The sequence below is a fragment of the Sphaerisporangium sp. NPDC088356 genome, from assembly GCF_040685555.1.
Taxonomy (GTDB): domain Bacteria; phylum Actinomycetota; class Actinomycetes; order Streptosporangiales; family Streptosporangiaceae; genus Sphaerisporangium.
The window spans coordinates 44,844-57,770 of record NZ_JBFBIK010000022.1; the positions used below are offsets into that span (position 1 = coordinate 44,844).

Below are 12,927 nucleotides of genomic sequence, written 5' to 3' on the forward strand. Positions count from 1 at the left end.
GCTTGCAAATGCAAACAGGCTGGCAAACTCCAGCAAGCACTAGGGATGTCAGCCGGGATAGATCCACAGAAGCGGGGCGGAAGCCGACAGAAGCACAGAGAACGTGACGAGGCTGTACCGGAACCGCCTCGGCAGCGCGACGCCGGGCTTGATCAGGCGGTTCACCCGGGCCATGACCTGCTCACCGGCCGCGCCCAGCGCTCCGTTCGGAGCGGGCACCGCCCCGGCCGTGCCGAACCGGAGCAGCGCGGTCGCCAGGCGGCGCGGCGAGCAGTAGCGGCGGGCATGGTCGTCGGCGGCCATCTCGACCAGCAGCGCGACCGAGGAATAGGCGTTGCGCACCACACTCAGCCAGGGCAGCACCCAGTTGAGCGCGGTGAACGGCAGCAGGACCAGATCGTGACGCTCGCGGACGTGCGCGGCCTCGTGGGCGAGCACGGCGGCGAGCTCGTCGGCGTCGAGAAGCGACAGCGTGCCGGCGCTGACCACCACCTCCGACCTGAGGCCGGGCAGGCAGTACGCCGCCGCGCCCGGATGGTCGACAACCCGCACGCCGGGCACGCCCGGGTCGTCGCGGGCGATGAGGGAGAGCAGCACGCGGTGCCTGCGCCGGGCGCGCAGGGTCTGCGCCCCCGCGGCGAGCAGCACCACGACCAGCACGGCGAGAAGCGCCAGGCCCGCGACGAGGGCCAGGACGCGGGGCAGGTCGTACGGCTTCAACAGGCCGTACCCCATGCCGAAGGAGATGGCCGACTCGATGAACGAGCGCAGCCCGTACAGCACGCCCCCGCCGTAGGGCTCCAGCGCGTACGCGAGCATCGCGCCGACGGTGGCGAGGCCCCAGGTCACGCCGAGGGACTGCCAGAGCAGGATGGCCGCCCGGGGCGCGCGCCACGGCCAGCGGGCGAACGCCAGCCGCCACGCACCCACCGCGCACGCCGTGGCGAGCGCGGCAAGGACAGCGGCCATGGTCACTCCTCTTCCAGCTCCGTGAGTGCTTGGCGCAGGATTTCGGCCTCGGAGCCCGAGACCGTCTGGGCGAAGCGCGTGAGCGCCGCCGAACGGTCACCGGTCATGTCGAGCGCTTCCAGCATAAGCTCAGCGACGTATGCGTCGCGGCTCGCGCCGGGCTCGTAACGCCACGCGCGCCCGTCACGGGTGCGGTTGAGGAAACCTTTACGGGTCAGCCGGTCGAGAACGGTCATGACCGTGGTGGGGGCGAGGTCGCGATCGGCGATCAGTCGGCCGACCTCCCTGGCGGTCAAGGGGGCCCCGTGGGCCCACAGGATGTCCATGATGCTGCGTTCAAGCTCGCCGAGACCCTTCACACAAGTAAGCCTACCTTGGGTAGTACTACGTCGTGTAGAGGGATGTGGTGGCCTACCTCGCGCCGGTCTGGACAGACTGGGTGGAAAGGGTCGGCTGTCATGAAGGGGCGCAGCTTCTATGGACATAACGCTGGTGCAGGGGGACATCACCGAGCAGCGGGTGGACGCCGTGGTGAACGCGGCGAACTCCTCCCTGCTGGGAGGCGGAGGGGTGGACGGCGCGATCCACCGGCGCGGGGGTCCCGAGATCCTCGCGGAGTGCCGCGCCCTGCGGGCGTCTCAGTACGGGAAGGGGCTTCCCACCGGGCAGGCCGTCGCCACCACGGCGGGACGGCTGCCGGCGCGGTGGGTCATCCACACGGTCGGTCCCGTGTACGCCAGGTCCGAGGACCGCTCCCACCTGCTCGCCTCGTGTTACGCCGAGTCCCTGAAGGTGGCCGACACGCTGGGGGCCGAGGTCGTCGCCTTTCCTGCGGTGTCGGCGGGGATCTACGGCTGGCCGATGGACGACGCCGCCCGCATCGCCCTGGAGACGGTGAGCCAGGCGTCCACCAAGGTGACGGAGGCCCGTTTCGTGCTGTTCGGCGCGGACGCGTACGCGGCGTTCGAGGAAGTGCTCAACCGGCTGAACCGGTGAGCCGGAGGCCTCAGGTGGACGGGCGCTCGTCCGGGGCCAGGGAGGACCACGGGAGGGTGACCTCGCCGAGACGCCAGCGGCGCCTGCCGCCGAGCGGAGGAGCGGTGGCGACCGGCCAGGTGCCGGCCAGCCGTTCCACCGCGGCCATCCAGCGCGGCCGGACGCCGTAGGCGCCGTACGGCGCGGACAGCGCCCAGGCGTGGTCGAAGTCCCGGAGGAAGTCGTGCACGCGCTCACCCGGCACGTTGCGGTGGATGAGGGTCTTGGGCAACCGCTCGGCGAGGTCCGACGGGCGCTCGAATCCGGCCAGCCGGGCGGAGAGGGTGAGGGTGCGCGGCCCGCGCGCGTCCAGGGTCACCCATGCCGCCCGGTGGCCGATCTCCGAGCAGGTGCCCTCGACGATCACCCCGTTCACCGCCACGCGGGATCGCAGCAGGTCCCACGCCTCCCACGCCTGGGCCTCGCCGTACTGCCTGAGCACGTTGAACGCGCGGATGATCAGCGGGCGCCCGCCCACCGGCAGCTCGAAGCCGCCGCGCACGAACGACAGCCCCGGCCTCTCGTACGGCTTCGCCGCGGCGACGCGGATCGGATCGATCTCGACGCCGACCACCTCGACGTCGGGGCGGACGCGGCGCAGCCGTACGAAAAGCTCGGATGTAGTGACATGTGAGGCCCCGTACCCGAGATCGGCCACCAGGGGCCGGTCGGCGGAGACCAGCAGCGGGCCGTACACCGCGGCGGTCCACCGGTCGGAGCGGCGCAGGCGGTTGTGCCCCGTCGTCCCCCGGGTGATCTCGCCGACCGGCCTGCCCCCACCCGCCCCTGTTCTGCGCCCGGCGGTCACCGGGAAAGGCCCGTGCTCATCGTGACGCGCTCATGGTCAGGAGATCCGGTGGACCTTGTGCTGCGCGGCCTGGGCGCGCGGGCGGATGACGAGCCGGTCGACGTTCACGTGCGCGGGCCGGGTGACGCACCAGGCGATCGCGTCGGCGACGTCGTCGGCCGTCAACGGGTTCGGGACGCCCTCGTACACCTTCTCGGCGCGCTCGGCGTCGCCGCGGAAGCGGGTGAGCGAGAACTCCTCGGTGTAGACCATGCCGGGAGCCACCTCGATGATCCGCACCGGCTCCCCGCACAGCTCCAGGCGGAGCGTCTCGGTCATGGAGGTCTGGGCGTGCTTGGCGGCGCAGTAGCCCCCGCCGCCCTCGTACGAGACCAGCCCGGCCACCGACGTCAGCATGAGCAGGACGCCGTCCCCCGACTCGATCAGCTTGGGCATCAGCGCCCGCGTCATCCGCAGCGAGCCGAGCACGTTGACCTCGTACATGCGCTGCCAGTCGTCCACCAGGCCCTCGGCGACCGATTCCAGGCCCACGGCCCCACCCGCGTTGTTGATCAGCACGTCACACCGGTCGAGCGAGGCGGCAAGCTCGGCCACCGACTCCTCGGAGGTCACGTCGAGCGTGGCGGGCCGGATCGCGGGGACCTCGGCCGCCAGCTTGTCGAGCCGGTCGCGACGCCTGGCCGCCGCCACGACGTCGAAGCCCTCCGCGGCGAGCCGGCGCGCCGTGGCCTCGCCGATGCCGCTGCTCGCGCCGGTCACCACCGCTGTCTTGGTCATGTCTCGTCCCTCGGTCGCCTCTGGTGCGCAGCCGCCCTGCTCACGCCCGGTGGTCATCCTGCCAGTGCGGCCGGCTAGGGGGTGCGCCGGGCTGTGCAACCCCTATCGGGAATCTCAGGAAGTATCCGACAGTTATAACCCGTCTGGAGGTGGTGTCGGGTGCCGCGAGTGCCTGTCGCACCCCGGATCAACCGGGTGGCGACTATCAGCATGCACACATCCCCGCTGGACCAGCCGGGTACCGGCGACGCGGGCGGCATGAACGTCTACATCGTCGAGGTCGCCAAGCGCCTCGCCGGGCTCGGCGTGGAGGTGGAGATCTTCACCAGGCGTACCGTCCGCGACCTCCCTCCCACCGTCGAGATCGAGCCCGGCGTGACCGTACGGCACGTCACCGCCGGCCCGTACGAGGAACTCGACAAGGGCGACCTCCCCGGCCAGCTCTGCGCGTTCCTGTCGGGCGTGCTGCGCACCGAGGCGATGTACGAGCCCGGGCACTACGACGTGATCCACTCGCACTACTGGCTGTCCGGCCAGGTCGGCTGGCTGGCCAAGGAGCGCTGGGGCGTGCCGCTGGTGCACACCATGCACACCATGGCCAAGGTCAAGAACCTCCTGCTCGCCCACGGCGACAAGCCGGAGCCGGTGGCGCGCGTGCTGGGCGAGGAGCAGGTCGTCGAGATCGCCGACCGTCTCGTGGCCAACACCGCCGCCGAGGCGCGGGAGCTGATCGACCTCTACCGCGCCCCCTCCGACCGTGTGGCGGTGGTGAACCCCGGGGTCAACCTCCAGGTGTTCCAGCCGGGGTCCAAGGGCGCGGCGCGGCACAGGCTCGACCTGCCGCAGGACGCCCACATCATGCTCTTCGTCGGCCGCATCCAACCGCTCAAGGCCCCGGACGTCCTGCTCAAAGCGGCGGCGCGCATGGTCGCCGACGATCCGTCGCTGCGGTCCAGGCTGGTCGTCGCGTGCGTGGGAGGCCCGAGCGGCAACGGGCTCGCCCGCCCCTCCCACCTCACCGACCTGGCGGCCGCCCTCGGCATCCCCGAGATCCTGCGGCTCGCGCCACCGGCCCCCCAGAACGAGCTGGCCGACTGGTACCGCGCCGCGGACGTCACGGTCGTCCCGTCCCACAACGAGTCCTTCGGCCTTGTGGCGCTGGAGTCACAGGCCTGCGGCACCCCCGTCGTGGCGGCCTCGGTGGGCGGGCTCCGCACGGCCGTGAAGGACGGCGTCTCTGGCCTGCTCGTCGACGGGCACGAGCCGCACGTGTGGGCGAAGGCGCTGCGGGAGTCCGTCGACCGCCCGGTCTGGCGGGACTCGATGCCGACCGCGGCGCGGGACCACGCCGCGGCCTTCGGCTGGTCGGCCACGGCCGCGCGCCTCATGGACGTCTACGCCGGGGCCATGACCCGCCTCCACCGCGTACCTCTGGCCGCCAACCTGTAGCGCCGCGGGTCCTGATACACAGGGTTTAGCCGGACAGGAATGCGGGAGTGTGCACTGGTATGGATCACGAGGCAGTTGTCGAGTCCGCGCTCAAGGCGGCGGAGATCACCTACGAGCGACCGCGTCCGGGTTCCTTCCTGGTGAAGCTGCCGGGCGGGCACAAGCTCGCCACCATGACCTGGCTGACCCTCTCCGACCAGGCGCTGCACGTCGAGGCGTTCTTCTGCCGCCAGCCGGACGAGAACCACGTGGCGTTCTACCGCTGGCTGCTGTCCAAGAACGGCTCCATGTACGGGGTCCACTTCGCCCTCGACTCCGTGGGCGACGTCCATCTCGTCGGGCACCTGCCGCTGGACGCGGTCTCGGAGGAGGAGATCGACCGGCTGCTCGGCTGCGTGCTCACCTACGCCGACGAATGGTTCGACCGGGCGCTGGAGCTGGGATTCTCCTCGTCCATCCGCCGCGAGTGGGACTGGCGGGTCAAGCGAGGGGAGTCGCTCGCCAACCTCCGCGCGTTCGAAGGCATCGTCGAACGCAGCAGGCACAAGGCTGAGTGACCGCGCCGGGCGCACCCTTAAGCTTGGGCGCATGGCTACTTTGGTGCTATTGCGGCATGGCGAGAGTGAGTGGAACGCGAAGGGCCTGTTCACCGGATGGGTCGACGTCACGCTCTCGTCCGCGGGTGAGAATGAGGCGCGGCGCGGTGGCAGCCTGCTGCTCGACGCGGGGGTGCGGCCCGATGTGGTGCACACCTCGGTCCTGAGCCGGGCGATCCAGACCGCGAACCTCGCGCTCGGCGCGGCCGACCTGCTGTGGCTGCCGGTCACGAGGTCCTGGAGGCTCAACGAGCGCCACTACGGCGCCCTGCAGGGCAAGAACAAGGCGCAGACCCGCGAGGAGTTCGGCGACGAGCAGTTCGCCCTGTGGCGGCGCTCGTACGACACCCCGCCGCCGCCCCTCGCCGACGACGATGAGTTCTCGCAGGTGGGAGACGCGCGGTATGCCACGCTGCCGCCCGAGCTGATGCCCCGCACCGAGTGCCTCAAGGACGTCGTCCACCGCATGCTGCCCTACTGGTACGACAGCATCGTCCCCGACCTCGCGGCCGGGCGCACCACGTTGGTCGTGGCCCACGGCAACTCCCTGCGGGCGCTCGTCAAGCACCTGGACGGCATCGGCGACGAGGAGATCGCCAAGCTGAACATCCCGACCGGCATCCCTCTCCGGTACGAGCTGGACGCCGACTTCAAGCCTCTCAAGGCCGGCGGCGAGTACCTCGACCCCGAGGCCGCCAAGGCCGCCATCGAAGCCGTGGCGAACCAGGGCAAGTAGCCACACCCCCACCCATATACCGGAAGAAGCCCCGGACCGCGGCGGTCCGGGGCTCTCTCTGCGCCTGGGCGCCGTGGTGGTCAGGACGTCGTGTCCCCGTCGGGAGGCGTCGTCTTCCCGTCGAGAGGCTTCGTGCTCCGTAGGGAGGCTTCGTGCTCCGTCAGGAGGAGGAGTCGGCGTTGTCGCGGCTGCCGGTGACGAGGTAGACGACGTCACGGGCGACGCGTACGGCGTGGTCGGCGTACCGCTCGTAGTAGCGGCCGGTGAGGGTGATGTCGATCGCCGGCTCGATGCCGTACGCCCAGTCCTTCGACAGCAGCACGCGGAAGAGCCTGCGGTGGAGCCTGTCCATCGCGTCGTCGTCGTCGTCCAGCTCCTTGGCCAGCTCGACGTCGTGCGTGGCGATGCAGCTGCCGGTCTTGGTGATCAGCCGCTCGGCGATCTGGCCCATCTCCAGGATCGTGTCGCGCACCTCCGCCGGGATCGCCGACTCGGGGTGGCGCATCCGCGCGATCTTCGCCACGTGCTCGGCAAGGTCGCCCATGCGCTCCAGGTCGCCGCCCATCCTCAGGGCGGTGATGGCGATGCGCAGGTCCACGGCGACGGGCTGCTGCGTGGCCAGCAGCTCGAAAATGGAGGCCTCGATGTCCGCGTAGAGCCGGTTGACCTCCTCGTCCTGGGAGATCACACTCTCGGCGAGCTGGAGGTCGGCGTCCAGCAGTGCGGTGGTGGCCCTCGATATGGCCGAGCGGACCAGGCTGGTCATCTCCACCAGCCGATCGGTGAGAGCGTTGAGTTCTTCGTGGAAGGCGTCGCGCATGCGGCTCACGCTACGCGCGCGTTCGTGAACGAACTTCGTCCAGTAGATGAACTCTCCAGGAAAGGGGCCTCATTGAGGTCCTGGCCAGCGAAGAAGGCCGCCTACCATCGAAGGCGTGAGTGAGATCCTGACGAGCCTGGCCGCTCTGGCGGGGTTTGTCGTCGGGGCGATCGCGACGGTGGCGGTGCGCCCGAGGGACAAACGCCGCACCGAAATCGTGGAGAACTCCGACACCGTCCTGCCTCAGGGGGTGGCGTCGGTGCTGGCCGTGCTGCCTTCCTCCGCCGTCGTCCTCGGCCGCGACGACAAGGTGCTGCGGGCCAGCTCGGCCGCCCGCGCCTTCGGCCTGGTCAAGGGCGATCATCTGATGGCCGCCGAGCTCCTCGCCCTCGCCCGTCAGGTCCGCAGGAACGGTGAGATCCGTGAGAGCGAGTTCGAGGTGGCGGGCCACAAGTTCGGCCTTGAGACCACCACGTTCGCCGTGCGGGTCGCGCCTCTCGGCACCCACGGTCAGGTGCTCGTCCTCGCCGAGGACCAGACCGAGCGCCGGCGCGTGGAGGCCGTGCGCCGCGACTTCGTGGCCAACGTGAGCCATGAGCTGAAGACCCCCGTCGGGGCGCTGAGCCTGCTGGCCGAGACGATCCAGGACGCCGCGGAGGACCCCGTGGCCGTCACCCGCTTCGCCGGGCGCATGCAGCACGAGGCCGCCCGCCTGACCTACCTCGTCCAAGATCTGATCACGCTGTCCCGCATCCAGGGCGGCGAGCCCATCCCCACGCCCGGCTGCGTGCCGGTCGACGAGGTTCTCCACGAGGCCATCGACCGGTGCAACACCAAGGCCGTGGCCAAGGACATCGCCCTGGTCGCGGGGGGCACCGAGGGCCTGCGCGTGTGGGGAGACGACGAGCTCCTCGTCACCGCGCTGCGCAATCTGATCGACAACGCCGTCGCCTACAGCCCCGAGAGCACGCGCGTCGTGGTGAGCGCGAGGCCGGCCGGCGAGGTCGTCGAGGTGAGCGTCAGCGATCAGGGCATCGGCATCCCCGAGAGCTCCCAGGAGCGCATCTTCGAACGGTTCTTCCGCGTCGACGCCGCCCGGTCGCGGGCCACCGGCGGCACGGGTCTCGGCCTCGCCATCGTCAAGCACGTCGCCGTGGCGCACGGCGGAGAGGTGACGGTCTGGAGCAAGGAAGGCTCGGGCTCCACCTTCACCCTTCGTCTGCCGGCCTTCGGCGGCACGGCGATAGCCGTACCAAGCACATCGAACTCTCTGGAGGCCGCGAAGTGACCCGCGTGCTCGTCGTCGAGGACGAGGAGTCGTTCTCCGACGCCCTGTCCTACATGCTTCGCAAAGAGGGGTTCGAGGTCGCGGTCGCGGCCACCGGCCCCGAGGCCCTCGACACCTTCGACCGAAGCGGCGCCGACCTGGTGCTTCTCGACCTGATGCTTCCCGGCCTCCCGGGTACGGAGGTCTGCCGCTCGCTGCGGCAGCGTTCCAAGGTTCCCGTGATCATGCTGACCGCCAAGGACAGCGAGATCGACAAGGTGGTCGGCCTGGAGCTCGGCGCCGACGACTACGTCACCAAGCCGTTCTCCTCGCGCGAGCTGGTCGCGCGCATCCGCGCCGTTCTGCGCAGGCACGGCGACGCGGAGGAGATCGAGCAGGCCGTCCTCGCCGCGGGCCCCGTCCGCATGGACGTCGACCGTCACATCGTGGCCGTACGGGGGCGTCAGGTGCAGCTCCCGCTCAAGGAGTTCGAGCTGCTCGAAGTGCTGCTCCGCAACGCGGGCAGGGTGCTCACGCGCGGCCAGCTGATCGACCGGGTGTGGGGTGCCGACTACGTCGGCGACACCAAGACCCTGGACGTGCACGTCAAGCGCCTGAGGGCCAAGGTCGAGGCCGATCCGTCCAACCCGCGCTGCATCCTCACCGTGCGCGGCCTGGGCTACAAGTTCGACCCCGCCGAGGGGTGACCTCGGTCCTGCCTGCGAGCGGCTCTTACAGGGGCTGAGCCGCAGCGAGAAGGCCCGGTTCGCGCGAACCGGGCCTTTCTGGCTTTGAAGGGCTTTCCGTCCCTTTGAGGCGTCTTTCGAGGGCTTTCAGCCCTTCTGTGGCGCCTTTGGGGGCTCAGCCGCTCGCCGAGGGGGTCGCGCTCGGGGAGGTGCTCGGGGAGGTCGTCGCCGACGGGGTGGCGGACGGGACCGCGCTGGGGGCGGGCGACAGGCTGCTGAACTCGCGGCTGCGCGTGATCACGGGGATCGTCATGTTGATGTCGCCGGCGTTGGCGAACTTCAGGGTCACGGCGATGCTCTCACCGCCCAGCAGCGGCTTCTGCGTGCCCTCCAGGATCACCGTGGAGGTGGGCCTGCCGGTGTTGACCAGCTTGCCGGGGGGCAGCGCGATGGCGCCCCCTGTCTTGACCGAGGCGGCGCTCTGGTCGGCCACCGCCACCCCCTCAAGGGAGTCGGCCGTGGTGCCGTAGTTCACCATGGACAGGTAGAGCGGGATGGAACCTCCGGCCGCGATCTTGGCGCCCGAATCGGGGCCGAGAAGGAACGCCTGAGGGATCTTGATGCCGTTCCTGCCGTAGGTCTTGGCGGTGCCGTTGCTGTCAATCAGCACGTGGGCCTCAGTCGGGGCGTACGCATTGCTGGTGTTCGCATCGGCGCCCGCGCCACACGCGGCCAGCGCCGGGGCGGCTGCGAGCAGCGCGGTGACGGCGATCACCCTGCGGCGGCTGGTGCTGGTCACAGTTCGAGGTCTCCTTGATACACATGGGCATGGCCAGAAGCAACCTTATCCGTGCTCTGGACCCCCCTCCGAGGCGGGCGGGCACGAGCGCGGACGCGGCCAGCATCGCAGGTCACCGGGCATGTCATGACTTGAGTTTCATACGGTCGAGCGGTTGTCAAGTCCCAAATCGAGGCTTTGACCTGCAGTTATGTTGATTTCACTGTTCCGGGAGGGGACTGGCGCGTGGTATCCTGGAGTACAGCGGAAGGGGTACTTGTCACATGACTTTCCAGGTCGGCGACACTGTCGTCTACCCCCACCACGGGGCTGCTCGGATCGAAGCCATCACGACCCGCACGATAAAGGGCGAGGACAGAACCTATCTGGTGCTGAAGGTCGACAAGGGCGACCTTACCGTTCAGGTGCCGGCGGAGAACGCCGAGCTCGTCGGTGTGCGTGACGTTGTAGGCCAGGAAGGCCTAGAGCGTGTCTTCGATGTCTTGCGCATGCCACACACCGAAGAGCCCACTAACTGGTCCCGCCGCTACAAGGCCAACCTCGAGAAGCTGGCGTCCGGCGACGTCAACAAGGTGGCCGAAGTGGTGCGTGACCTTTGGCGGCGCGACAAGGAGCGGGGCTTGTCCGCGGGCGAGAAGCGCATGCTCGCGAAGGCCAGGCAGATACTGGTCAGTGAGCTCGCGCTTGCGGAGAAGACCAACGAGGACAAGGCCGAGGCTCTTCTCGACGAAGTTCTCAACTCCTGAACACGAAACATCCAAGGGTGGGCGTCGGAGTCGACGTCCACCCTTTCGCATCCGGCCGTGACCTCCACCTCGCCGGCCTGCACTGGCCGGGCGAGACGGGGCTCGCGGGCCATTCCGACGGCGACGCCGCCGCCCACGCGTGCTGTGACGCCCTGCTCTCGGCCGCGGGGCTCGGCGACCTCGGAGGGCTCTTCGGCACCTCCGACCCGCGCTGGGCGGGCGCGTCCGGCGTGACCCTGCTTGAGGAGGCCGCTCGCCACGTGCGCGCGGCCGGCTTCGAGATCGGCAACATCGCCGTGCAGGTCATCGGCAACCGTCCCAAGCTGTCGCCGCGCCGCGCAGAGGCCGAGAAGGCGCTGGGCGCGGTCGTCGGCGCGCCGGTCAGCGTCAGCGCCACCACGACCGACGGGCTCGGGCTCACCGGCCGCGGAGAGGGCGTCGCGGCGATCGCCACGGCGATCGTCTTCGAAAGTTCACCAACAAGCCCCGGATCATCGCCAACCGTCGGGTCGTCCGGCACGTCATAAGAGCGGGATCCCAACGGCGGGTGGGTCGATCTACTCGCGAATCAGAGGGCGGTGCCCCGTCAACCGGCGCGGTGCGGGACACCGTCCTCTTTTTTTACCCTGCTGAGCAGGGACTTTTTACTTTCTAGGATTAGAGCCCCAAATCCGGGTAGCCACCTTTTCAGCGTGAAGGTGCGACCCTCAAGGGGAGGCTCAATATGTCCATTCAAACCATCCTCGGCGCGATCGTCATCGGTGCCATCATCGGTGCTCTGGGACGGCTCATTCTTCCGGGCCGGCAGCCCATCGGGTGGATCCTCACCATCGTCGTCGGCATCGTCGCTGCTCTGATCGGTACCGCGATCGCCCAGGTGCTGGGTGTCGCCACCACCGACGGCATCGACTGGATCGAACTCGTCATGCAGGTGGTTCTGGCTGTCGTCGGTGTCGGTCTGGTGGCCGGTCTCCGCGGCCGCACAAGGGTCTGACCCAAGGCGGAGTGCACCCGCACGGTGACCTTCGCCGACGTTCGAGCCGCCAAGTGTGATCTCTTGGCCGTCAGGCCCTGAAACACGGCGGTCACCCGCACGGTGCCCGACTCCGCCGGCACCTTCAAAGATCCGCCCGCTCCCCCCGAGCGGGCGGATCTTCTGGCGTTCTCCTGGCCCCGAATGCGCCCGTCTCTTCGCTGCGCCCGTCTCTTGGCCCAGGCTGCGCCCGTTTCCAAGGCTGAGACCTGCCCGTTCCTCCCCGCCTCGTGGAGGTGGCTGGCCCGCCGTCCGGTGAGGTCAAGGGTTGGGTGGGCAACACACGGCCCACCCGTCGACTTCTTGACGGGTGGGCGAAGATGCGGACGCCGTCGTACGTACGAACCTTCGTGGACAGCGCACTCGCGGAATGGGCTTGGCCGGCTGAAGGTTCCGTCTGGCGCAGGCAGAGCAGCGAACGTCGCCGTCCCCGGTGCCCCGACTCGCTGGCTACTCCTCGGGGGGCAGTGGGGTGCTGCGCATCCGTCCGGACGGTGGTGCCACGGTCTCCCCGGCGTACGGCTGCCGCCTGGCCCGCGGGGCCTCCTCCTCGTCGGCGCTGCCGGCGCCGTGGGCCGGGTCGGGACCGGCGTCGGCCTCCTCCTGCGCCCCAGACGGCAGCGGAGAGGCGTCCTCCCGCAGATGGGGGTAGGGCTGGGTGTTGGCCGCAGGCGACTCGTCAGCGCCGTCCGAGACCTCCGTGGCCGGCCGCTCGGCCGGCTCGTCGGTGACCTGCGGGTACGGCTGCGTGTCGCCGGGCTCGCGATCGCGCGCCGGCTTGGGGAGCGGGTGGACCAGCACGTCACCGGTGGAGGGCCGTACGAGGTCTCCCCAGCGGAGCGGCATGTCGGGGTCCCGCTCCGGTCGCGGCGACGGAGTGTTCCGCGCTCGCGGCTTCGGCACCAGCCGCTGCTCAGCCTCCGGCTCAGGAACCGCGTGCTCCTGCTCCGAGACAGCGTGTCCCTGATCGGGATCCGCATTCAACTGCTCCGGCATGGCGTGTCCCGGATCGGAAACGGCGTGCTCCCGCTCTGAGACGGCGTGCCCTTGATCGGAAACGGCGTGCTCCCGCTCCGGGATGGCGTGCCCCTCGTCCGGAACCGCGTGCTCCTGGTCCGAGACAGCGTGCTCCTGGTCCGAGACAGCGGGCCCCTGGTCCGAGACAGCGGGCCCCTGGTCCGAGACAGCGGGCCCCTGGTCCGAGAC

At 69.8% G+C, this 12,927-nt stretch carries 15 protein-coding genes and 1 pseudogene; 9 read left to right on the plus strand and 7 right to left on the minus strand.

Annotated elements, in window-relative coordinates; translation table 11 throughout:
• Window positions 1-48 precede the first annotated feature (48 nt).
• Window positions 49-969: a M56 family metallopeptidase gene (locus AB0O34_RS11440; protein ID WP_363915205.1), complete on the minus strand. Its 921-nt coding sequence runs from the start codon at window positions 967-969 to the stop codon at window positions 49-51.
• Window positions 970-971: 2 nt separating this feature from the next.
• Window positions 972-1,328: a BlaI/MecI/CopY family transcriptional regulator gene (locus AB0O34_RS11445; protein ID WP_363915207.1), complete on the minus strand. Its 357-nt coding sequence runs from the start codon at window positions 1,326-1,328 to the stop codon at window positions 972-974.
• A gap of 118 nt (window positions 1,329-1,446) precedes the next feature.
• On the opposite strand from AB0O34_RS11445, the gene AB0O34_RS11450 reads away from it, so the two are divergent.
• Window positions 1,447-1,965, plus strand: a complete 519-nt coding sequence (locus AB0O34_RS11450; protein ID WP_363915209.1) for an O-acetyl-ADP-ribose deacetylase — start codon at window positions 1,447-1,449, stop codon at window positions 1,963-1,965.
• A 10-nt stretch (window positions 1,966-1,975) separates the two neighbouring features.
• Here the strand turns inward: AB0O34_RS11450 and AB0O34_RS11455 are convergent, their stop codons facing one another.
• Both AB0O34_RS11455 and AB0O34_RS11460 read right to left on the minus strand, forming a co-directional pair.
• A complete protein-coding gene (locus AB0O34_RS11455; protein ID WP_363915211.1) occupies window positions 1,976-2,812 on the minus strand; it encodes a class I SAM-dependent methyltransferase in 837 nt (278 codons plus the stop codon).
• 36 nt (window positions 2,813-2,848) lie between these two features.
• Window positions 2,849-3,589, minus strand: a complete 741-nt coding sequence (locus AB0O34_RS11460) for an SDR family NAD(P)-dependent oxidoreductase (protein ID WP_363915213.1) — start codon at window positions 3,587-3,589, stop codon at window positions 2,849-2,851.
• A 168-nt stretch (window positions 3,590-3,757) separates the two neighbouring features.
• Here AB0O34_RS11460 and mshA point away from each other — a divergent pair, with 168 nt between their 5' ends.
• From mshA to AB0O34_RS11475, 3 genes are read left to right on the plus strand one after another with little or no spacing between them, the layout of a single operon-like run.
• Entirely contained in the window at window positions 3,758-5,038 is a 1,281-nt protein-coding gene (gene mshA / locus AB0O34_RS11465; RefSeq protein WP_363915215.1) for a D-inositol-3-phosphate glycosyltransferase, read from the plus strand.
• 59 nt (window positions 5,039-5,097) lie between these two features.
• On the plus strand, window positions 5,098-5,595 hold the full coding sequence (locus tag AB0O34_RS11470; RefSeq protein ID WP_363915217.1) for a YbjN domain-containing protein: 498 nt from the start codon (window positions 5,098-5,100) through the stop codon (window positions 5,593-5,595).
• A 31-nt stretch (window positions 5,596-5,626) separates the two neighbouring features.
• A complete protein-coding gene (locus tag AB0O34_RS11475) occupies window positions 5,627-6,370 on the plus strand; it encodes a phosphoglyceromutase (protein ID WP_363915219.1) in 744 nt (247 codons plus the stop codon).
• A gap of 160 nt (window positions 6,371-6,530) precedes the next feature.
• Here AB0O34_RS11475 and phoU read toward each other — a convergent pair whose 3' ends face one another.
• Window positions 6,531-7,190 (minus strand): phosphate signaling complex protein PhoU, encoded by a 660-nt coding sequence (gene phoU, locus AB0O34_RS11480; RefSeq protein WP_363915274.1) that lies wholly within the window; start codon window positions 7,188-7,190, stop codon window positions 6,531-6,533.
• Window positions 7,191-7,296: 106 nt separating this feature from the next.
• Here phoU and AB0O34_RS11485 point away from each other — a divergent pair, with 106 nt between their 5' ends.
• Together AB0O34_RS11485 and AB0O34_RS11490 are read left to right on the plus strand one after the other, a co-directional pair.
• Window positions 7,297-8,478: an ATP-binding protein gene (locus AB0O34_RS11485; protein ID WP_363915276.1), complete on the plus strand. Its 1,182-nt coding sequence runs from the start codon at window positions 7,297-7,299 to the stop codon at window positions 8,476-8,478.
• Window positions 8,475-9,164, plus strand: a complete 690-nt coding sequence (locus tag AB0O34_RS11490) for a response regulator transcription factor (protein ID WP_358545837.1) — start codon at window positions 8,475-8,477, stop codon at window positions 9,162-9,164. The genes AB0O34_RS11485 and AB0O34_RS11490 overlap by 4 nt, the downstream gene beginning before the upstream one ends.
• 154 nt (window positions 9,165-9,318) lie before the next feature.
• Here AB0O34_RS11490 and AB0O34_RS11495 read toward each other — a convergent pair whose 3' ends face one another.
• Window positions 9,319-9,942 carry a copper chaperone PCu(A)C gene (locus AB0O34_RS11495; protein WP_363915222.1) on the minus strand — a complete coding sequence of 208 codons (624 nt, stop codon included), beginning with the start codon at window positions 9,940-9,942 and terminating at the stop codon, window positions 9,319-9,321.
• A 263-nt stretch (window positions 9,943-10,205) separates the two neighbouring features.
• Between AB0O34_RS11495 and AB0O34_RS11500 the strand changes: the two genes are divergently transcribed.
• The 3 genes from AB0O34_RS11500 (at window position 10,206) to AB0O34_RS11510 (ending at window position 11,682) form a co-directional block, all read left to right on the plus strand.
• Complete coding sequence (locus AB0O34_RS11500) at window positions 10,206-10,688, plus strand: CarD family transcriptional regulator (protein WP_114028347.1); 483 nt, start codon at window positions 10,206-10,208, stop codon at window positions 10,686-10,688.
• Between the two features lie 17 nt (window positions 10,689-10,705).
• Complete coding sequence (ispF, locus tag AB0O34_RS11505) at window positions 10,706-11,215, plus strand: 2-C-methyl-D-erythritol 2,4-cyclodiphosphate synthase (RefSeq protein ID WP_363915224.1); 510 nt, start codon at window positions 10,706-10,708, stop codon at window positions 11,213-11,215.
• A 197-nt stretch (window positions 11,216-11,412) separates the two neighbouring features.
• Window positions 11,413-11,682: a GlsB/YeaQ/YmgE family stress response membrane protein gene (locus tag AB0O34_RS11510; RefSeq protein WP_363915226.1), complete on the plus strand. Its 270-nt coding sequence runs from the start codon at window positions 11,413-11,415 to the stop codon at window positions 11,680-11,682.
• Between the two features lie 489 nt (window positions 11,683-12,171).
• Here the strand turns inward: AB0O34_RS11510 and AB0O34_RS11515 are convergent.
• Window positions 12,172-12,927, minus strand: a pseudogene (locus tag AB0O34_RS11515) (hypothetical protein); the annotation flags it as partial.

What these genes read in the sequence shown, in the direction of transcription:
- AB0O34_RS11440 (WP_363915205.1), bottom strand. Translation starts at nt 969, where the DNA reads ATGGCCGCTGTCCTTGCCGCGCTCGCCACGGCGTGCGCGGTGGGTGCG.
- AB0O34_RS11450 (WP_363915209.1), top strand. Translation starts at nt 1,447, where the DNA reads ATGGACATAACGCTGGTGCAGGGGGACATCACCGAGCAGCGGGTGGAC.
- AB0O34_RS11460 (WP_363915213.1), bottom strand. Translation starts at nt 3,589, where the DNA reads ATGACCAAGACAGCGGTGGTGACCGGCGCGAGCAGCGGCATCGGCGAG.
- AB0O34_RS11470 (WP_363915217.1), top strand. Translation starts at nt 5,098, where the DNA reads ATGGATCACGAGGCAGTTGTCGAGTCCGCGCTCAAGGCGGCGGAGATC.
- AB0O34_RS11475 (WP_363915219.1), top strand. Translation starts at nt 5,627, where the DNA reads ATGGCTACTTTGGTGCTATTGCGGCATGGCGAGAGTGAGTGGAACGCG.
- phoU (WP_363915274.1), bottom strand. Translation starts at nt 7,190, where the DNA reads ATGCGCGACGCCTTCCACGAAGAACTCAACGCTCTCACCGATCGGCTG.
- AB0O34_RS11500 (WP_114028347.1), top strand. Translation starts at nt 10,206, where the DNA reads ATGACTTTCCAGGTCGGCGACACTGTCGTCTACCCCCACCACGGGGCT.
- AB0O34_RS11510 (WP_363915226.1), top strand. Translation starts at nt 11,413, where the DNA reads ATGTCCATTCAAACCATCCTCGGCGCGATCGTCATCGGTGCCATCATC.